Here is a 19831-nt window from a genome sequence, read left to right on the forward strand (position 1 = left end):
TGAAAGTTCCCACCGAAATCGGTATGCGCTGATATAGGCACGCGTTTTGATCCAATTGGCGAAACCTACGCATCTCTCATTGGCTTCGCATCAACGGCCCTTGTTACCAGATAGGTTACACGCCTATCCGTTACAGGAGCCGGCGATCCGAATCACGAAGAAAATCTTATCGTTCTGTTTATTTTGGACCAATGCGCGGCAGACTCAATCCTGGAAGGGGTTTTGTACAAGGATCGTATCGTCCCGCTCGGGGCTGGTTGACAACAAAGCAACTGGCGCACCAATCAGCTCCTCCACGTGACGAACATATTTTACGGCCTGTGCGGGTAGTTCTGCCCAAGATCTCGCACCTTCTGTGGATTCTTTCCAGCCAGGCAGGGTTTCATAGACCGGAACTACACGCTCTTGAGCCCCTTGGGATGCGGGCAAGTAGTCGATGCGGGTGCCATCGAGTTCGTAGCCAACACAGATCTTGATTTCTTCCAATCCATCCAAAACATCGAGTTTTGTGAGTGCAATACCGTTGATTCCCGAGGTCGAGACTGTTTGACGCACTAGGACAGCATCAAACCAGCCGCATCGCCGACGGCGGCCAGTCACGGTACCGAACTCGTGGCCACGGGTGCCAAGAAATTCGCCAACATCGTTATTTTGCTCAGTTGGGAACGGTCCCTCGCCAACCCGGGTCGTATAAGCTTTAGTAATGCCCAACACATAGTCAATCGATCCTGGTCCAAGACCGCAACCGGTTGCGGCCTGACCGGCAACCGTGTTGGACGACGTTACGAAGGGATAAGTCCCATGATCGATATCAAGCAGTGCGCCTTGGGCGCCTTCAAACAAGATTCGTTTGCCTTCGCGGCGCTGATCATCGAGCAGCTTCCAGACCGTATCGACGAAGGGCAGAACCTTGTCTGCGACGCTTGCAAGTTCGTCGTAGATCGCCTGGGCTGAAATCTCGTCTTGGCCCAGACCCCGACGCAACGCGTTGTGATGCACCAGCATACGGTCGATCTTGCCGGGAAGTGTAGTCAGATTCTTCAGGTCCATCAGACGAATCGCCCGGCGCCCAACCTTGTCTTCGTATGCGGGTCCGATACCACGCTTTGTCGTCCCGATCCTTGTACCCGTGTTCGAGCTTTCGCGAAGAGCGTCAAGCTCGCGGTGCAGCGACAAAATCAGAGTGGCGTTTTCTGCAACGCGCAAGCTATCAGGCGTTACCACAACGTTCTGCTCTGCAAGACGTGTTACTTCCTCAACGAGCGCATGCGGATCGAGAACAACCCCGTTCCCAATGACTGACAGTTTACCCGGTCGAGCGACACCCGATGGAAGCAGAGACAGCTTGTACGAAACGCCGTCAATGACGAGGGTGTGGCCTGCATTGTGTCCGCCTTGGAACCGGACAATCACGTCAGCTTGTTCGGAGAGCCAATCGACGATCTTGCCTTTTCCCTCGTCTCCCCATTGGGACCCGACGACCACAACATTTGCCATAAAGAACACCCTTTAGAAGCAGCCCCGGACAGTACCGGAGCGCAAACACATCAAGCCCCGGGCCTTCCACCCGGGGCAAACGCGCGGAATATAACGACTCGCCTCCCAACTTGCGAGCCCTGGCAGAGGGTTTTTATGCGCCGTCCATAGCAGAAAGTCATGAGAGAAAACCTCAACGCTCGCAAACCGGGTTTCCAGTTGTTGCCAAGTATCTAATCTCCGCATCTACAAACTAGATATGGATTGTTTTGATAATGAATGCTCGCAATTGGATGCAACTAGCCCTGTTGGGCGCCGTTTGGGGCGGATCGGTTCTGTTTGCAAAAATTGCGGTGGCCGAAATCCCTCCTCTTGTTCTTGTGTTTCTACGCGTGTCTTTAGCCTGTCTTGTCCTTAATGTTGTGATGCGCGCGACGGGGCACATCTTTCCCAGGAACATTTCGCTTGCGGCCTCATTTTTATTTATGGGACTGCTGAACAATGCCATCCCGTTTTCTCTGTTGTTTTGGGGGCAAACAGCTTTGTCTGCTGGATTGGCAGCCATTCTCAACGCAACTACCCCGATTTTCACATTTCTTTTTGCCTCGGTGGCATTTCATCAAGAAGAGGTGCGGCTAAATCGCATTGCCGGGGTTCTACTGGGGTTTTCCGGTGTTATCCTGATGCTTTCAGCAAGTCTTGGAGGCTTTGATCAGGCGCCCTTGTGGGCACAGTTTGCGTGCCTTGGGGCAGCCGTGTCCTATGCGCTCGCTGCGACCTTTGCCAAGCGTTTTAAATGTATTCCGCCGTTGGTGTCGGCAACTGGGCAATTGAGCGGATCAACGATACTAATACTGCCACTTGCAGTCATTTCGCTCGATGGCTGGTCACCCGCCGAAGTCTCAGCGGAAGCATGGCTCAGTGCGACGGCGCTTGGAGTCGGCGCAACAGCGTTTGCCTATTTGCTCTATTTTCGGCTTCTCTCCGACGCGGGCGCAACGAATGCATCTCTGGTCACATTGTTCGTTCCGGCAACTGCGATCCTGTTCGGTTTCCTGTTGCTCGGGCAAACCATATCGGCACATGAAGCAGGTGGCTTGGGGTTGCTCCTGGCAGGACTTCTTGTGCTCGACGGGCGGGTACTAAAGCGCATCCGGTCCAGATAACGACACCGAATGCGTCATCGACGTATGAGGTATTTAGAACGCCAGCGATTTAACCTGCTTGACATGCGAAACCGCAGCCAACCGATCCATCACCTCCCGAGACACAGGTTCATCAATTTCAACGAGACATATGGCGTCGCCACCCGCCGTCATGCGTCCGAGGTTAAACGTTGCGATATTGACCTCGTGGTTACCCAGCTCCGTGCCCAAATGCCCAATGAAGCCAGGCTTGTCTTCGTTTGTGATGTAGAGCATATGCGGGCCAAGTTCGGCTTCCATGTTGATGCCCTTGACCTGAATAATACGTGGTTTGCCGTCGGCAAACACCGTACCGGCCACCGACCGTTCTTGACGTTCGGTAAGCACAGTCAATCGAATGTAAGTTTCATACGCTCCTTTTTGGGCGCGTTTGATTTCTTCCACTTCGATACCGCGGTTTTTTGCAAGGCTGGGGGCCGAGACCATGTTAACTGTTTGCAGAAGCGGTGTGAGCAGTCCTGTCAAAGCCGCGGCTGTCAATGCGTTCGTATTCATTTCTGCAACCACTCCTGCATATTCCAGGCGTATGCCTTCGATAGCAGTCTCAGTGAGTTGACCGGCAAAAGACCCGAGCTGTTCAGCCAATTTGACGTAAGGTGTAAGCTTGGGGGCTTCGTCCGCAGAAATGGACGGCATATTCAAGGCATTTGTAACAGCTCCGTTCAAAAGGTAGTCGCACATCTGCTCAGCAACCTGAAGCGCAACGTTTTCCTGCGCTTCTTTGGTTGATGCCCCAAGATGGGGAGTCGACACGAAATTGAGGCCACCAAACAACACATTGTCTTTCGTCGGTTCATCTACGAAGACATCGAACGCAGCCCCACCAAGAGTACCGCTGTCAAGAGCTGCGCGAACGGCTGTTTCATCGGCCAGCCCACCGCGAGCACAATTGATCAAAAAGGCGCCGCGTTTCATCTTTGACAAGGCATCGGCATCAATGATGTTTCGAGTCTTATCGGTCAGCGGGGTGTGGAGTGTGATAAAGTCGGCCCTCGGCAAAAGCTGCTCGAGTTCCACCTTTTCGACCCCAAGCGCCTTTGCACGTTCAGGTGTCAAAAATGGATCAAAAGCAATCACTTTCATGCGAAGGCCGAGCGCTCGGTCGGCGACGATGGAGCCGATGTTCCCACAGCCTACCAAACCCAATGTTTTTCCGGTGACTTCCGTACCCATAAACCGGGACTTCTCCCACTTTCCCGCCTGGGTAGAGGCATCTGCGGCGGGTATTTGCCGGGCAACAGAAAACATCATCGCGAGCGCATGTTCAGCAGTGGTAATGGCATTCCCGAAGGGGGTATTCATTACGATTATACCGCGTTCGGTCGCATTGGCTATGTCGACATTGTCGACACCTATCCCGGCACGTCCTATCACGCGCAGCCGATCCGCAGCGGCAATGACCTTTTCAGTGACCTTTGTCGTCGATCTGATCGCAAGCCCATCGTAGTGACCAATAGCAGCCAGTAGTGCCTCTTTGTCTTTTCCGAGGTTTGACTGAAAATCGACATCTATACCGCGGTCCTTGAACGTATTGACCGCGGCTTCTGACAGCTTATCCGAGATTAAGACTTTTGGAGCCATGAAAATCTCCTGGCAAATTGACTATGAACCGCTATCGCTGCAACAACGTGCTAGGCTGCGGCGCTCAAAGCAGCGATTTCTTGTTCAAATGCCCAGTCCAGCCAAGGCAACAAGGCTTTAACGTCTGTCGTCTCAACCGTTGCTCCACACCAAATGCGCAGACCCGCAGGGGCGTCCCGGTAGGAGCCGATATCAAAGGCAACGCCCTCAGAATCAAGTCGAGAGACGATCGATTTTGCAAACGCAGCTTGAGCAGATTCCGCCAAAACGGTGACGCGGGGGTCAGTGATCGTCAAGCAAACCGACGTGTTTGACCGGATCGTAGGATCCTTTGCAAGAAACCCTACCCAATCCCGTTGCGATACCCAAGATTCAATCGCATTGAGATTTGCATTCGCGCGCGCCATCAGCCCCTTGAGACCACCAATCTGGCCGGCCCATTTAAGGGCATCCAAATAGTCTTCTACACATAACATCGAAGGTGTGTTGATCGTTTCCCCTTTGAAGATACCTTCAATGAGAGATCCGCCTTTGGTGAGCCGGAAAATTTTCGGCAGCGGCCAAGGCGGCGTATACGTCTCCAAGCGCTCGACCGCCCGCGGACTCAAAATCAAAACACCATGGGCTGCTTCGCCACCCAATACCTTCTGCCAGGAGAAGGTCACGACATCGAGTTTCTTAAAATCCAGGTCCAGAGCAAACGCTGCTGAAGTTGCGTCGCAAATTGTTAGGCCTTCCCGATTGGCCGGGATCCAATCCGCATCCGGCACACGCACGCCGGACGTCGTCCCATTCCAAGTAAAGACAACATCACGCGAAAAATCGACGCTCGCCAGGTCAGGCAACGCGCCATAAGGGGCTTCGATAACCCGAGCGTCATCCAGATTGAGTTGTTTGACAACGTCGGTCACCCAGCCAGCGCCGAAACTCTCCCACGCGAGCATGTCCACAGCGCGAGCACCAAGCATTGACCACATCGCCATTTCAACGGCGCCTGTGTCTGATGCCGGCACAATCCCAATGCGGTAATCTGCCGGCACGCCGAGAACATCACGGGTAAGATTGATCGCCTCTGCCAGCTTAGACTTGCCAACTTTTGCGCGATGGGAACGTCCAACAGGTGCGTCGGACAGTTGGTCCAGTGACCAGCCAGGCCGTTTTGAGCACGGCCCCGATGAAAAATGCGGATTAGCCGGACGCAGGTCCGGCTTCGGAGCGAATTCTACCATCTTGATCTATCCTCACAGATAGGTGCCCCTCGTTGGGGAGGGGTGTCCCGTCTATCTGGATAGATCCGAAGCCCGGATTGGTCAAATCCTTTCCACAAAGAATAAAGGCCGGCGAGATGCCGGCCTGTCGCAAATCACCGATTAGCTATCAAAAATTGCTGGTGATCGGTTGAGCAGGATAATAGGCAGGCGCCGCGGTTCCACCGTTGAAGGTGTACCGCATACCAAGACGGAATTCATGGGCTACAAGGTCTTCCCACTTCTCGCGAGTTCCGCCGGTACCCACGTTGTCAAGTCGAACGGTTTTCGCTTCGCCAAGATCCTTATAGCGGTATCCCGCATCCAGGCTCCAATTCGGCGTAAATGCATATTCAGCTCCCGCCATAAGAGCCCAAGCGAAATTCCATTGGCCATTGTCGCCTTCGTAACTTGCCGTCGAGCCATCCGGGTTGACGGAGTTTTTGCTGCTGGCATTAACATACGCAGCACCGATACCGGCGCCGACATAGGGCGTAATTCTATGCCATGTGCCAATGTCAACATAGCCGTTCAGCATAACTGTCCAGACGTCTATATCTGCTGTCTCTCTGGAAAACTGCCCTGCGGTGGCGCAGCCAACGCATGGGGCGTATCCGGTTGCGGTTGCTTTTGTTTCGTAGTCAAGCGTCAAGTCGGTACGGAAATAATCATTCACTTGGTAGCCGACGCCGACTCCAAACATCCATGCGTCATCGAGGCTTTCACGCTCGTATCGGAGGTCACCGATCAACGGGTCGTTGAAGCTGCCCGAAGGATCTTGATAAAGCTTGTAACCGATGTCGCCGCGTAGGTACCAACCGCCTGCGGCTGGAACCTCGGGTGTATATTCGATCACTGGGGTTGGTAGGTCGGCGGCTTGAACCGCAGTCGAGATGACAACGGCGACGCCGGCCAAAGACAATCGCTTTAAAAACATGCCCATGTCCTCGTCCTCTTTTGGAAACGTCCGCACACTCGGGTAGCGGTTCGCATTGCTTTCGAGGATCAATACTGAGCCCAATATCTTAAGGACGACTTAACCCTAATTCTTAACCGCATTTTTTTACCTTAAGGAAAGACTAACAACACGCGCACGAATTAAGCATTCATTAAAAAAACACCTCAGTGAGAGGTGCTTTTTATGTTCTACTGCGCTGTTTATCGTTCACTAGGCGGCGGACCTTGCAACAACCTCGGCAATATCATTTACAACTTGATTGACAAGATCGGCATCGTCACCTTCTGCCATAACGCGGATCAATGGTTCTGTCCCGGACGCCCGGATGACCAACCGACCCGCATTCCCGAGTCTCATCTCACCGTCATGGATCGCGGATTTAACCTCATCCTGTGCAAGAGGCTCGCCGCCAGCATATCGTACGTTCTTCAAGATCTGCGGAACTGGGTCGAAACGGCGGCATACTTCAGACACCGGTCGGTCCAGATCCTTGATACAGGCCATGACTTGCAAGGCAGCGATCAAGCCGTCACCGGTTGTCGTGAAGTCCGACATAACTATGTGCCCCGACTGTTCGCCGCCTACATTGAAACCGCCAGCGCGCATCTGCTCGACCACGTAGCGATCCCCGACCTTAGTTCGCACAAGGTTGAGGCCCAGGCCGTCCAAATAGCGCTCTAAGCCCAAATTTGACATGACAGTTGCAACTATGCCCGGTGCAGACAACCTGTTGCTTGCCTGCCATGACTGGGCAACAACGGCCATTAGCTGATCGCCATCGATCACTGAACCGTTCTCGTCAACGATAATAACCCGGTCTGCGTCGCCGTCCAAAGCGATGCCGATATCAGCGCGGACTTCATGCACTTTCCTGGAAAGAGCTTGCGTAGAAGTCGAACCACACTCCTTATTGATGTTAAACCCGTCCGGTGTGACACTGATCGAAAAGACATCTGCACCAAGCTCCCAAAGAGCCTCGGGAGCGACACGATAGGCCGCACCGTTCGCGCAATCGATCACCACCCGCAGACCCTCAAGACTCATCTCACGCGGCAATGTGCGCTTGGCAAATTCAATGTACCTTTGCTGGGCACCATCAATGCGCTTGGCCCGCCCCAGATCCCGGCTGCTGGACAAATGCCCGCTCATGTCTTGGTCGACCAGCTCTGCGATTGCGTTTTCGATTTCATCGCTAAGCTTGAAACCATCCGGACCAAAGAATTTGATGCCGTTGTCTTCGAATGGGTTGTGAGATGCAGAAATCATGACCCCCAAGTCGGCTCGAAGCGATCTCGTCAACATGGCGACTGAAGGTGTCGGCATCGGTCCAAGCAAAAACACGTCCATCCCAACCGACGTAAAGCCAGCGACCAGGGCGTTTTCAATCATATAGCCCGAGAGCCGCGTGTCTTTTCCGATGACAACTCTGTGCCTATGGCCACCATTCTTGAAGGCCAGTCCTGCCGCCATTCCGACCTTAAGAGCCGTTTCTGCGGTCATAGGATGCACGTTTGCACGGCCGCGGATACCATCGGTTCCGAAGAGTTTTCGCATCAGTCTCAAATGCCCTTAAAATCTGTCCTTGAGTCTTCTAACCGGAAACCGGCAGCTTTTGGGTCAAAAAGTGTGATCAAGTGTTACCACCCACAAACAACAAACGCCCGGTGGAAAACCACCGGGCGCTCGCGCAAGATTTGTAACTTTCAATCAGGCTTGCGGCTGAGGCTCAAGCCCGCCACCACTCGGCTCGTCGCCGCCGCGCTTTACGCCTGCTTTCGGTACAGCTGACGCACGACCGACAGGCTGATCGTCATCCGTATCGCGAACAGGCGGCTTGCCGTTCAACAAATCCTTGATTTCATCACCTGAAAGGGTCTCATATTCCAGAAGGCCCTTTGCAATCGTGTGAAGTTCGTCTTCGTGTTCGCTCAAGATACGGTTAGCAGTTTCGTAGCCCTGATTTACGAAAGACTTGATTTCAGCATCCACGATTTTCTGAGTTTCATCGGAGACATGCTGGTTTTTTGCAACCGAGTGACCGAGGAACACTTCCTCTTGGTTTTCGCCGTACAGGAGTGGTCCGAGTTTGTCGGACATGCCGAACTGTGTGGCCATAGCACGCGCCAGCTTAGTGGCCATCTGGATGTCTCCGGAGGCACCTGACGTGACTTTTTCATAGCCAAATATCATTTCCTCGGCAACCCTGCCGCCCATCGCTACAGCAAGATCTGCCTTGCATTTTGCGCGTGTCAGGGACACCTGATCCTTCTCTGGCAAGCGCATTACCATACCAAGCGCACGACCGCGCGGGATGATAGTCGCCTTGTGAATTGGATCAGAAGCCTCCTGATGAAGAGCAACGAGTGCGTGACCGGCCTCATGATACGCCGTCAGCTTTTTCTCTTCTTCAGTCATGACCAACGTACGGCGCTCCGCGCCCATCATAACCTTGTCTTTGGCGTCCTCAAATTCGGCCATCGTCACAAGGCGCTTGGACCGACGAGCGGCGAGGAGAGCAGCTTCGTTAACGAGGTTCATCAGGTCGGCCCCGGAAAAGCCCGGAGTCCCTCTGGCCAGGGTCCGAACATCGACGTCTGGTGCAAGAGGAACCTTACGCATATGGACCTTGAGAATCTTTTCGCGACCGGTGACATCTGGATTCGGAACGACGATTTGACGGTCGAAGCGGCCGGGGCGAAGGAGCGCGGGATCAAGAACGTCTGGACGGTTGGTTGCAGCGATGATGATGATGCCTTCATTCGGCTCAAAACCATCCATTTCCACAAGCAACTGGTTCAAGGTCTGTTCACGCTCATCATTGCCACCGCCAAGTCCGGCTCCACGATGGCGTCCAACCGCGTCGATTTCGTCAATGAAAATGATGCAGGGGGCATTTTTCTTCGCCTGTTCGAACATGTCGCGAACGCGGCTCGCCCCAACACCGACAAACATTTCAACGAAGTCGGATCCTGAGATCGTGAAAAACGGGACGTTCGCCTCTCCTGCTACCGCTCGAGCAGTCAACGTCTTACCGGTGCCCGGGGGCCCGACGAGCAGTACACCGCGCGGGATGCGGCCACCAAGGCGCTGAAACTTTTGCGGGTCGCGAAGAAACTCGACAATTTCTTGCAGATCTTCCTTCGCTTCATCGATGCCTGCAACATCTTCAAATGTCACACGGCCGTGTGCTTCGGTCAGCAACTTCGCTTTGGATTTTCCAAAACCCATCGCTTTTCCGCCCGACCCTTGCATTTGCCGCATCACGAATATCCAGATGCCGAGAATGATAAGCATCGGCAGCCAGGAGAACAACGCACCGAGAAGCGGGGAGCTCTCAGCCGGCGGACGGGCATTGATCAGGACACCTTGTGCCTGCAGCTGCTCGATATATTGAGCGTTGTCAGGCGCATATGTCTGGAAGGGGCCACCACTATTATAGTGCCCGGAGATCTTTTGCTCCTGAATGGTAACGTCTGCAACCTCTCCGCGCTCAACTTGGCTCAAAAACTGCGAAAACGGTACTTCGTTTGCAGCGTTACGCTGTGCCGGATTTTGGAACAGTTGAAAGAGGGCAATCAAAAGCAGAGCGATGATTACCCAAAGTGCGAAATTTCGAAAATGTGCGTTCATTTCGATCCCTTGACCGCGATACACGCGTGGTGCGGGGTTTTGGTGTCAGACCCAAGATAGGTCGCACAGACTGATATGCCAAGCGGGTGCGCCACTGTTGCGCAAGTTCACTGTTGTTTTCGTTAAAAATGCTGTTTTTTCAGCTCTTTTCCGAATGGATAACACGAAGATGTGACGACGCAGAAAATCGGATGCATCACAATTAGCCGATCAAAGGGGTTTTTCAGCCGAATTCGATCGGTACGCGCTCAATTATAACGCCCTGCGGCCACGGACAACCTAGTGTCGAGCTTGGTAGTGACGAGCCAATCAAATCACCTTTACTCCAAATGGCTGGCGCACAAGAAAACGACCCTTCGGGCCAACCATCAGGCGACTCAACTTTCAGCCCCCTGGCGGAGAGCAACGGACCAATTGAAAGCGTCTCCATGTCGAGTGCCGAAACATCGCCACTGATTTTTACACTAAAACGCTGATCCCAAATGCCATTTTGAATATCAGTCAATGCGATGCGATCGGGCGGATTGCGGCCTGCTTCCTTCCAGACAAAAATGTGGTCATCGTGAAGCTCAACGAACGCTCCTGCGAGCTGAGCCTTTGCCGAGCCACCTGAATGAAGCTCGGCCTCCAAGGCTTCTAGCTTCTTTAATCGAGATGGCGCTTCCCGGCCTGTGACACGCAAAATCATCTGAGCCAACAGCTTTAAGCGCATTTCAGTCGGCAAACGGGCGAAACGTCTGTAAGGCATGCGCACAGGACCCGCGGGATGATCTTCAACATCATCCTGCCAGATATCCGAGAGCCAGAACATCAAGGCCTCACTAGCCCGGCGCATTCGCTCAGCGGTATCGGCTAGTCTTTCCGCAGGACAACCTTCTTCGGCGAGCCTAGCTGCAAGCGCTCTCAATCGGACACGTTTGTAGCCAAGGTCCTCGTTCGAGGGATCAGTGCACCAAGACACCGCCCTCTCCTCAAGGCTCGCCATTAACCGCAATTTCTGAAAACCTAAAAAAGGTCGCAGCAAATGGAGGCCCTCTAGGCCGTGTGTATTATCGCGCGACATTCCCCCAAGGCCGTAAATCCCGCTCCCACGGGTCAAGCGGTCCAAAAAGGTCTCCACCTGATCATCTAGATGATGGCCCAGAACCAAGGCCGTCAGATCACGAGCGCGCATGGCGTTTGCAAGCAACCTGTAGCGAGCATCTCTCGCCGACGCTTGGACACTGCCACTTGAAACCTTATCCCGCCATAAAAGCGTTTCGTGAGAAACATCCAGATCCCGGCAAACGCTTTTCACAAACTCAGCTTCTTCTGCACTCCCCGCCCGAAGCTGATGATCGACGGTGAAAGCTTCAAAATAGCCATTCCAATTGGATTTCTTAGCCCACTCATTAAACAACACCAACAAGGCAAGTGAATCGGGTCCACCTGAAACAGCGAAGGCAAGCCTGTTGACGGTTATGCTGCGAAATACCGCGTCGATCTCTTCATGCGATAGTGGATCAGCTTGCTTCGCAGTCTCAGGCACACTGTGCACGCTGGCGCTCATCTTGAGCCTGACTCAAAACGGCAGGAGCTGCTCCAGGAAACTTGGTAAGCAGCTCAGCAAATGTCGCACAAGCAGCGCCCCGCTCACCGAGATTGGTTAATGAAACACCCAGTTTCAAGAGACTGTCCGGGCTTTTGTCATTGCCAGGGTGTTCAGTGTAAGTTTTCAAAAAAGCGTCCGCCGCTTCGCGGTAGTCGCGCTGGGCGAGCAGGCTTTCGCCGAGCCAGTATTGCGCATTCGCAGACAGTCTATGGTCCGGGTAGGTATCGACGAAATTTCTGAAGGCGGTTTCGGCTTCCGCATATTGCCCATTGACTGCCAGACTATAAGCCCGGTCATAATCACTGGTCGGGTCGCCAGTCGCAATCAGGCCACCAATTTGGTCCTCTGACGAGCTGTCAGGGCCAGACTGGCCACCAGAAGCTGCATCAAGCCCACCGGCGAGCGCAGACAGATCTATCGGCTCTCCGCCTGCTCCACCATTACCGCCGGACTGTTCATAGCCTCCCGACGCAGACCAATCACCATCTCCAGAACCAGAGGCAGACAAGGTGCCAAGCGTCTCGCTGGACGCAGCGAGTTGCTGATCACCCCCTGTGCTGGATGAAGCACCACCTGCATCCGATCTGTCCCGTGGCACCGCAGCTCCGCCTTCAAGCTGCTGAAACCGGTATTCATTGTCTTCCTGCATACGGCGCATCTGCTCCTGCATCTCGCGAAGCTGGAAAGACAGTTGCTCGATTTGGCCGGTCAGCAAGCGTAGGCGCTCTTCCATTTCATTTAGACGAACGCTAGCTTCGTCGTTTCGTCTCCCAAACAATTGGGCTTGCGACGGGGTAACCGCCGAAACCAGCACGATAGCGCTCAGCACAGTGGCCAGCACTTTGAATTTGATCATTCCATCCTCCGGTCAGCAAAGAACATAAGGGTACGCCCGCAACGCCTTGGGTCAATACCACAGGGCACGCCGAGTTCGGCTAAATTTTGACACGCCATGCATCGGATACGGCCATCACGACGTGAAATTGCCATAGGCGCACAAAAAATGCGGGCCGCGCACGGCCCGCATTTCTTACAAGATCCGTCCGATCAATTGGTTGCGTTATTCAACACTGTTACTGCGCGACGGTTTTGCGACCAGCAGCTGTCATTGTTACAGACCGCGACCGGGCGCTCTTTCCCGTAAGAAATTGTTCGAACACGTGAAGCTGGAACTCCTCTGGAGACAAGATAGTCTCTGGCAGCGGTCGCACGCCGCGCGCCGAGGGCAATATTGTACTGCCGTGTTCCCCGCTCATCGGCGTGGCCTTCAATGGTAACCGTATAACTGCGATATTGAGTGAGCCACTGCGCCTGTTTGTCCAATGTTGCTCGGGCCTGGCCAGTCAATGTGGACTGGTCCTCCAAGAAAAATACCCGGTCCCCGACATTCACGACAAAATCCTGACTTGTGCCAGGCTTTGCGTTTGCGCCATCCAGTCCATCTGGTTTTGTTTGCGCGCAGGCTGCCAAAAACAGCATAGCGCCAATCACTGCTGAGATCCGCGCTCCACGAGCGAACGTCCCCAATCTTAACATCCTCGTTCTCCTAATCCCCAGCGCGCCCCGGCAGGGTGAACAAACCCTATCCAGTCTTGGTTAAGGCGGCGTTTGAAATCTTGGTAAATCAGACATTAACGTATCTGCTGATACTTGTCCGACATGCTCAATCGATAAGGGGCGACCATGACGGGTCAGAAGCAAAGGCCGGGGTGTTCACCCGCTGCTCATTGTAGCCCGTTAAATCCACGGTCCAGACCTGCGGACCACCATTCGCCCCCGGCGTATCGCGGAAAAACACCAGAACGCGGCCATTTGGTGACCAAGCGGGACCTTCGTTGTGATATCCTTCAGTTAGAATGCGTTCGCCTTTACCGTCCGGTTTCATAACCCCGATCATGAAGCGGCCCTGGTGTTGTTTCGTGAACGCGATCAGATCTCCGCGCGGCGACCAAACAGGCGTCGAATAGCGGCCAGGACCAAAGGAAATGCGTTGAGCGTTTCCACCATTTGCGCCCATAACATAGAGCTGCTGTGAGCCGCCACGGTCAGATTCAAACACAATTCGGCTGCCATCGGGCGAGAAAGATGGACTTGTGTCAATTGCAGCGGAGTTCGTGAGACGCGTTGTACGGCGTGAACGCAAGTCCATTTTGTAAATGTTTGAGTTGGCACCTTGCTGCAGACTCATGACGACGCTTTGGCCATCTGGAGAAAAACGCGGCGCAAACGTCATGCCTGGAAAGTTGCCAACAATTTCCCGCTGTCCTGTCTCGATGTTCAACAGATACACACTTGGATCCGCCCCGTCGTAGGACATGTAGGTGACTTCCTGGCTGGTCGGCGAAAAGCGCGGCGTCAAAACAAGATCGTCGCCCCGGGTTAAATACCGGACATTCGCTCCGTCCTGATCCATTATCGCGAGGCGCTTGACGCGGGCATCTTTTGGTCCGCTTTCGTCGACGAACACAATGCGGGTATCAAAGTAGCCCTTTTCTCCCGTCAGCCTCTCATAGATCGCATCTGCTATGATGTGGGCCAGTCTACGCCAATTCTCAGGCGTTGTATAAAATTGCTGCCCCAGGATTTGCTCCGAAGCGAATACATCCCAGAGCCGGAATTCAGCGCGCAACCTGCCGTCAGATTGTTGGATTACCGTACCACTCACCAATGCCTGCGTGCCGATTGTCCTCCAGTCGCCAAAGCGAGGCGTGGTATTCACATTCATGTTCTTTTGAATAAAGCTTGCCGGATCCAAAGGACGGAATAATCCAGACCGCCTGAGGTCTGCTGCAATTACAGACGTCATGTCCTGCGCAAGCTTAGGATCTCCGCCCTCGGCAGCAAAACTCGGCAGAGCAATCGGCAGAGGCTCAATATTGCCTTGGGTTATATCAATCTCGATCAAGGCATACGCCGGACCGGATATTGCAATTGCCGCAATCACGAGACACAGAGCCGCTGCCCTCAATTTGATGGCGGTCAGGATACGGGCACCTCTCGGCGTTCTGCACATGGACGCTCTTACTCCTAGATTGCTCATTTTCATCTCATCCACCAAGCATCTCGCGAGGATCAAAATTGATTATAACTTCCTGCCATGCATCATATTTAGCAACCGGCAACGAGTACGGCGCACACCTCATCACCGCACGTACAGCGCTGCTGGCTGCAGCGCGAAAGGCCGGATTACCGCTTGAATTCATGACCTCAGGACTTCCCGACACTTGCCCGCTTTGATCAAGATTGATCCGAACGCGAACATTCAAGTCTTCAGCCCCAACTGCTCCGACGGGCGGATTCCAGCACTGCGAGATCTGCCCGCGGAGAGCGTCCAATTCTGACTGGGTCATGCGGACGTTTGCCTCACCTCTCCGGCTGCCAAGTGAAGCTGGAGTGTTGCTCTGTGACGTTGCACCGCCTGCAGGTTCGACTTTGTTGAGAAGCGCTGCGATCTGATTTGGCTGAAAATTCTCATCCTGCTGCCGCGATGTCCTTGCAGGAGGTGTCGGTTTCGTGCGTGGCACAACGTTCGCCACGATGGGCTCGGGCTCTGGAGCGGGCGGCGCTTCAGCAGCCGGTTCGGGTGCCGGTTCAGGTTCTGGAACTGGAACTGGATCTGGGGCCGGAGCGGGTTCTGGAGCTGCTTCCTGATCTTGAACAGGGGCCGGTTCGGGCGTAGGAGCCGGTTCGGGTGCTGGTGTTGGGGCTGGCGGCGTTGCCTGGGTATTTTGCGCTTCGCCGGGTGTTTCGTCTGGTTCTTCTTGTGTTGGCTCTGGCTGTTCGCTTGGCTGCAGTGCAGCCACATCGCGCACCTCTGCGTCGCGCTCTCCGAGCCGTAACCTTGTAAGCTCCTCAATCGGAACCAGATCCACCGGCAACGATTCCACTTGCGGAACAGAAAACGAATTAGGTCCGGGCAAGGCCACAAGCCCCCAGAGAAGAACAACCGAATGCCCGGTCAAAGACGCAATCAGGCCGACACGCATTCTGACTTAAGAGTCCCGTTCCTCGAGAGTTACAAGGCCAAGCCGTTTAAAGCCCGCCGCATTGATGCGCCCCATCAAACGCATCATGGTTCCGTAGTCGGATTCCTGATCGCCGCGCACATAAATGCGCTCGTCGTAACCGTTTTGGGCGATAGCCTCCAGTTTCGACACGACCTCATCGATCTGAATTTCCGTATCCTGGATGAAGATCAGACCATCCGCTGTTACCGATATCGTTATCGGCTCTGTATCTCCCTCCAATGCCTTGGCCCGTGTTTCGGGCAAATCAATCGGCACACCGACAGTCAGCAACGGAGCTGCCACCATAAAAATAATGAGCAGCACAAGCATGACGTCTACAAAGGGCGTGACGTTGATCTCGCTGATAGGCTGACGGCGGCGGCGCCTTCGCCGACGCCCGCCGCTGTCCCCACCGCCCGTCCCGGCTTGCATCCCCATGGATCAAGTCCTCTCGTCGATCTGGCGCGACAAAATGGCGGAGAATTCATCGGCAAAGCCTTCCATCCGGCCAACAGACTTGCCGACATCAGAAGAAAACTTGTTGTAAGCAATCACAGCGGGAATCGCGGCTAAAAGACCCAGAGCTGTTGCGAATAGCGCTTCAGCGATGCCCGGAGCGACTACAGCCAAATTCGTACTTTCAGACGCAGCAATCGCCTGAAACGAGGTCATGATACCCCATACCGTACCGAAAAGGCCTATAAATGGCGCTGCTGATCCCACACTTGCCAAAACAAGCAGTCGGCTCTCGAGGCGCTCTGCCTCGCGCTGTATAGTGAGATCCATGACCCGGTCGATGCGCTGTTGCAAGCTTCCCAGAGCAGGTCGCGCGCCCTCGTGACTTCTCTTCCATTCCCGCATTGCGGCAACAAACAAAGCCGCCAAACCGTGATTGGATCGATTTTGCAGCGTACCATACAGATCTTCGAGCGACTGGCCGGACCAGAAAACGTTTTCAAACCGGTTCATCTGCCGCTTCGTTCGCGCGTACAGTAGCGCTTTGTCGATGACGATTGCCCAACACCAGACAGAGGCCGCGATCAGGCCAAGCATGACTATTTTGACGACCAGATGTGCCTGCCAGAAAAGGCCAATAAACGAAATATCGCCTTCCGGCGCAGCCAACGTCGTTTGAACTAGCTCATTCATATAGATTTAGACCCCTTGGTCGAACCCGTGTCTTTGCCCTTTAACCCGTCGGCAAACATGTCACTTTCGAAAAGGCTCGACAGTTGCTGCCTCTCTGACCGCCGATTTTGGCGAAACTTCGACTGTTAGCGCGAATAAGGCTCGTACTACAAAGGAGGGAATTAAGGTTACTGAGTCCTTAACTATACTCCGAAAAACCGAAAAGTACCCTCACGCGTAGGCTTTGAAAAAGAAAAGAACTTATCGACCCGCCAGCTTTTCAGACAATGAACGCGGCATACGAGTCGGCCGCCCATCGGACGAGATCACAGCAACCACTACGTCTGCCTCACATAGGATTTCTTTTTGCCGGACAATGCGTTGCTTAAGGAAAATGCGAGCGCCTTTCGCGCCTTCTAAAGCGGTTTTAACCTCAAGGATATCGTCGATTGAGGCAGGTTTCAAAAACTCCAGGTTCATAGACCTTACTGCGAACGCCAATTGTTGATGATTTTTACTGTCGTTCAATTGGTGGTGATGTATTCCAAGAAGCCTCAGAAAGTCAGACCGCCCGCGTTCAAAGAAGCGAACATATGACCCATGATAAACGATACCTGTGAAATCTGTATCTTCATAATATACACGTACTGGCAGCACGTGACCGGCCCCAACAAGCCGGCCTGAAATGTCAGACCAGGTATCCACCTTGCCTCTCCTTTTCGACCCGGCCAATCGATATCAGCTGTTCGTACAATAAAAAACCCTCGCTCGGGATACCGGCGAGGGCTTAGGGTGTTTGCAACCTTTGGCTTATGCTGCAGCGACTTCCGACAGGAATTTCTCGACGGATTCCCGCAGCTGCATCGCTTGCTGTTTCATCTCAACAGTCGCCTGCCGCATTTCGTTCACTGAACTGGAGTTCTCAACTACGTCTTCATTCAATAGTTCCACAGCACCCGAAACGCTCCGCGTGCCATCGGCCGCTTCCGCAACATTGCGGGAAATTTCACCGGTTGCGGCTCCCTGCTGCTGAACTGCGTCCGTAATCGTCGTGGTGTAAGAGTTAACCTCCTCGATCGAGCCGGAAACCTTGCCGATTTCCTCAACCGCCTCGGTCGTCGACGCCTGGATTGCAGCGATCTGAGCAGATATTTCTTCAGTTGCTTTTGCGGTTTGCCCGGCAAGAGACTTCACTTCTGAAGCAACAACAGCGAATCCTTTGCCCGCATCCCCGGCGCGGGCCGCTTCGATGGTCGCATTCAGCGCAAGTAGGTTCGTCTGCTCGGCGATCTCTGAAATCAACGACACAACATCGCCAATCCGATCGGCCGCTTCGGCAAGGCCCGCAATCTTCTGGTTGGAAGACTGCGCGCTCGTCGTGGTCTGACCGACAATCTCCGCCGTGGTTGCCACTTGCCGAGAGATCTCGGAGATTGAAGCATTCAATTCCTCAGTGGCAGACGCCACCGCCTGGACGTTCGAAGATGCGTTCTGAGAATCAGCCACCGCCTGCGCACCGCGTTCAGCCGCAGAGTTCGAACGTAGGCTGAGCTGCTCCGACATCTCCTCGACACGAGAAATATTTTGTTCGACGGTTTCAAGCACGGACTGAGCCTCCGCGCGGAAAGATGAAATCAGGCTGTCGATCAGTTTTTCGCGTTTTTCGCGTGCAATGTGACCAACTTTCCGCTCTGAGGCCAGACGTTCGCGCTCGGTAGAGTTATCCTTAAAAACTTCGATACAGCGCGCCATTTCGCCGATTTCGTCGCTCCGATCGGTGGCTGTTAATTCGACTTCAAGATCCCCGTCGGCGATACGCCGGGCTGCACCGGACAAGGTATTGAGCGGCGCAAACATCCGCACGGTCAACCACCAGATCAACCCTACTATCGGGATCAAGCAGACAACACCAGCAACGACAACACCCATGACGATCTGGTTGGCGGCTGCTTGCAGCTCGGCCTGAGGAACAGCTTCGACGATACCAAAGGGCTTGTCCTGAACAGCCCCATCAGCCTGCGATATTCGATAGTCTTGACCATCGATTACGATTTGCCCCTTGCCGACTGAGACATCAGCGAAATCATAGGTTTGCTCGGCCATTCCGGCTGGATCGAGGCTAATCAGCTGTCCAGCACTGTCGATCAGGAAGACCTTTTCACCGTCGCCCAGTCCCGCTTTGTCATTGATGAGACCGGCGAAGCGCTCCATATTGACGGCAAGTGCTACCCCACCAAAAAACCGGTCGAGATAGAACACCGGTGCCGCTAGAACCAAAGATACTCTCCCGTCTTCCCTGGTCACAAAACCAGAAGTGTAAATCCGGCTGTCCTCGAGTGCTTCGTTGGCGTTTGCGTCAATCATTTGAGCAAGCGCCGTTTGAAAAGGGTTACCCGCTATCTCCGGATCTGACACCGGTCTGGCAAATTCTTGCCCTTTATTAAAGGAGTACGTGATGTTGCCATCCGGGTCGACCAATGCCACATCGGAAAATTGTCCTTGAGATACAAGGTCTTGGAACCCAACGTGAATGACTTTGTGATTGTTGACGTAATAGTTCTGTACGTCCGGTTCCACCAACTTATGCCGGTCTTCGGCTGAATGGGGATTGTTGGTGACATATATGTCGCGAAGAAGCTCGGTCTGATCTTCTTTAAGGTTCTTCCAGCCCACCATCATTTTCATAAGGCTGTCTTTTGCTTCGGCAAGCGAAACAAAGAACCTTGCGCTGTCTGTTACCTGGTCAATTGCAAGGCCAAGTGTCTTGCTTTTTCCGAGTGTCGCCGTGGTGAGTGCGGTATCGGCCTGTTCATTCGCCACACGGCTCGCCAAGATGGATGTAACAGCAACAATTCCGACGCACATCGTCAGCGCGCCCGCCAGAAACATGAATGCCAGTTTTGTAGATAGCCGTTTGCGGACCATTTGTTTCCCCCACAATTTGACATGATTTTGAACCATGAGTGGAAAGAAAGGCTTAAAGATCACGACAGTAATTACTGAGCGGA

The 19831-nt window shown here is 53.8% G+C and carries 16 protein-coding genes; 1 reads left to right on the forward strand and 15 read right to left on the reverse strand.

Annotated features, from left to right (window positions below):
* Window positions 1–204: 204 nt before the first annotated feature.
* Window positions 205–1497 carry an adenylosuccinate synthase gene (locus JM93_RS17275; protein ID WP_145345992.1) on the reverse strand — a complete coding sequence of 431 codons (1293 nt, stop codon included), beginning with the start codon at window positions 1495–1497 and terminating at the stop codon, window positions 205–207.
* Between the two features lie 254 nt (window positions 1498–1751).
* Between JM93_RS17275 and JM93_RS17280 the strand changes: the two genes are divergently transcribed.
* Entirely contained in the window at window positions 1752–2642 is an 891-nt protein-coding gene (locus tag JM93_RS17280; RefSeq protein WP_145345994.1) for a DMT family transporter, read from the forward strand.
* A 33-nt stretch (window positions 2643–2675) separates the two neighbouring features.
* Here JM93_RS17280 and serA read toward each other — a convergent pair whose 3' ends face one another.
* The 14 genes from serA to JM93_RS17350 all read right to left on the reverse strand — a co-directional run bounded on the left by serA (window position 2676) and on the right by JM93_RS17350 (window position 19748).
* Window positions 2676–4262, reverse strand: a complete 1587-nt coding sequence (serA, locus tag JM93_RS17285) for a phosphoglycerate dehydrogenase (RefSeq protein WP_145345996.1) — start codon at window positions 4260–4262, stop codon at window positions 2676–2678.
* Window positions 4263–4312: 50 nt separating this feature from the next.
* A complete protein-coding gene (locus tag JM93_RS17290) occupies window positions 4313–5491 on the reverse strand; it encodes a phosphoserine transaminase (RefSeq protein ID WP_145345998.1) in 1179 nt (392 codons plus the stop codon).
* Between the two features lie 148 nt (window positions 5492–5639).
* Window positions 5640–6518, reverse strand: a complete 879-nt coding sequence (locus JM93_RS17295) for an outer membrane protein (protein ID WP_208995267.1) — start codon at window positions 6516–6518, stop codon at window positions 5640–5642.
* Window positions 6519–6677: 159 nt separating this feature from the next.
* Complete coding sequence (glmM, locus tag JM93_RS17300; protein WP_145346276.1) at window positions 6678–8024, reverse strand: phosphoglucosamine mutase; 1347 nt, start codon at window positions 8022–8024, stop codon at window positions 6678–6680.
* Window positions 8025–8174: 150 nt separating this feature from the next.
* Window positions 8175–10097 carry an ATP-dependent zinc metalloprotease FtsH gene (gene ftsH / locus JM93_RS17305; RefSeq protein ID WP_145346000.1) on the reverse strand — a complete coding sequence of 641 codons (1923 nt, stop codon included), beginning with the start codon at window positions 10095–10097 and terminating at the stop codon, window positions 8175–8177.
* 223 nt (window positions 10098–10320) lie between these two features.
* Window positions 10321–11625: a tRNA lysidine(34) synthetase TilS gene (gene tilS, locus JM93_RS17310; RefSeq protein WP_208995268.1), complete on the reverse strand. Its 1305-nt coding sequence runs from the start codon at window positions 11623–11625 to the stop codon at window positions 10321–10323.
* Window positions 11618–12544, reverse strand: a complete 927-nt coding sequence (ybgF, locus tag JM93_RS17315; RefSeq protein WP_145346004.1) for a tol-pal system protein YbgF — start codon at window positions 12542–12544, stop codon at window positions 11618–11620. Before ybgF ends, tilS begins: the two co-directional genes overlap by 8 nt.
* A gap of 191 nt (window positions 12545–12735) precedes the next feature.
* Window positions 12736–13224, reverse strand: coding sequence for a peptidoglycan-associated lipoprotein Pal (pal, locus tag JM93_RS17320; protein WP_145346006.1), 489 nt, complete (start codon window positions 13222–13224; stop codon window positions 12736–12738).
* Window positions 13225–13351: 127 nt separating this feature from the next.
* Window positions 13352–14728 carry a Tol-Pal system beta propeller repeat protein TolB gene (gene tolB, locus JM93_RS17325; RefSeq protein WP_425280832.1) on the reverse strand — a complete coding sequence of 459 codons (1377 nt, stop codon included), beginning with the start codon at window positions 14726–14728 and terminating at the stop codon, window positions 13352–13354.
* Window positions 14729–14735: 7 nt separating this feature from the next.
* Window positions 14736–15674 carry a cell envelope integrity TolA family protein gene (locus tag JM93_RS17330; protein ID WP_145346008.1) on the reverse strand — a complete coding sequence of 313 codons (939 nt, stop codon included), beginning with the start codon at window positions 15672–15674 and terminating at the stop codon, window positions 14736–14738.
* A gap of 6 nt (window positions 15675–15680) precedes the next feature.
* The gene (tolR, locus tag JM93_RS17335) at window positions 15681–16133 is read right to left on the reverse strand and encodes a protein TolR (protein WP_145346010.1); all 453 of its coding nucleotides are present in this window, start codon (window positions 16131–16133) and stop codon (window positions 15681–15683) included.
* Window positions 16134–16136: 3 nt separating this feature from the next.
* Window positions 16137–16844, reverse strand: coding sequence for a protein TolQ (gene tolQ / locus JM93_RS17340; RefSeq protein WP_145346012.1), 708 nt, complete (start codon window positions 16842–16844; stop codon window positions 16137–16139).
* Between the two features lie 240 nt (window positions 16845–17084).
* Window positions 17085–17528: a tol-pal system-associated acyl-CoA thioesterase gene (gene ybgC, locus JM93_RS17345; RefSeq protein WP_145346014.1), complete on the reverse strand. Its 444-nt coding sequence runs from the start codon at window positions 17526–17528 to the stop codon at window positions 17085–17087.
* A gap of 105 nt (window positions 17529–17633) precedes the next feature.
* Complete coding sequence (locus tag JM93_RS17350) at window positions 17634–19748, reverse strand: methyl-accepting chemotaxis protein (protein ID WP_208995269.1); 2115 nt, start codon at window positions 19746–19748, stop codon at window positions 17634–17636.
* Window positions 19749–19831 lie beyond the last annotated feature (83 nt).

Origin of the sequence: Roseibium hamelinense (assembly GCF_007830545.1) — a bacterium.
Taxonomy (GTDB): domain Bacteria; phylum Pseudomonadota; class Alphaproteobacteria; order Rhizobiales; family Stappiaceae; genus Roseibium; species Roseibium hamelinense.

Coding starts and splice junctions, on each gene's coding strand:
- JM93_RS17275 (WP_145345992.1), bottom strand. CDS start 1,497: ATGGCAAATGTTGTGGTCGTCGGGTCCCAATGGGGAGACGAGGGAAAA.
- JM93_RS17280 (WP_145345994.1), top strand. CDS start 1,752: ATGAATGCTCGCAATTGGATGCAACTAGCCCTGTTGGGCGCCGTTTGG.
- serA (WP_145345996.1), bottom strand. CDS start 4,262: ATGGCTCCAAAAGTCTTAATCTCGGATAAGCTGTCAGAAGCCGCGGTC.
- JM93_RS17290 (WP_145345998.1), bottom strand. CDS start 5,491: ATGGTAGAATTCGCTCCGAAGCCGGACCTGCGTCCGGCTAATCCGCAT.
- ftsH (WP_145346000.1), bottom strand. CDS start 10,097: ATGAACGCACATTTTCGAAATTTCGCACTTTGGGTAATCATCGCTCTG.
- ybgF (WP_145346004.1), bottom strand. CDS start 12,544: ATGATCAAATTCAAAGTGCTGGCCACTGTGCTGAGCGCTATCGTGCTG.
- pal (WP_145346006.1), bottom strand. CDS start 13,224: ATGTTAAGATTGGGGACGTTCGCTCGTGGAGCGCGGATCTCAGCAGTG.
- tolB (WP_425280832.1), bottom strand. CDS start 14,728: ATGAGCAATCTAGGAGTAAGAGCGTCCATGTGCAGAACGCCGAGAGGT.
- JM93_RS17330 (WP_145346008.1), bottom strand. CDS start 15,674: ATGCGTGTCGGCCTGATTGCGTCTTTGACCGGGCATTCGGTTGTTCTT.
- tolR (WP_145346010.1), bottom strand. CDS start 16,133: ATGGGGATGCAAGCCGGGACGGGCGGTGGGGACAGCGGCGGGCGTCGG.
- tolQ (WP_145346012.1), bottom strand. CDS start 16,844: ATGAATGAGCTAGTTCAAACGACGTTGGCTGCGCCGGAAGGCGATATT.
- JM93_RS17350 (WP_208995269.1), bottom strand. CDS start 19,748: ATGGTCCGCAAACGGCTATCTACAAAACTGGCATTCATGTTTCTGGCG.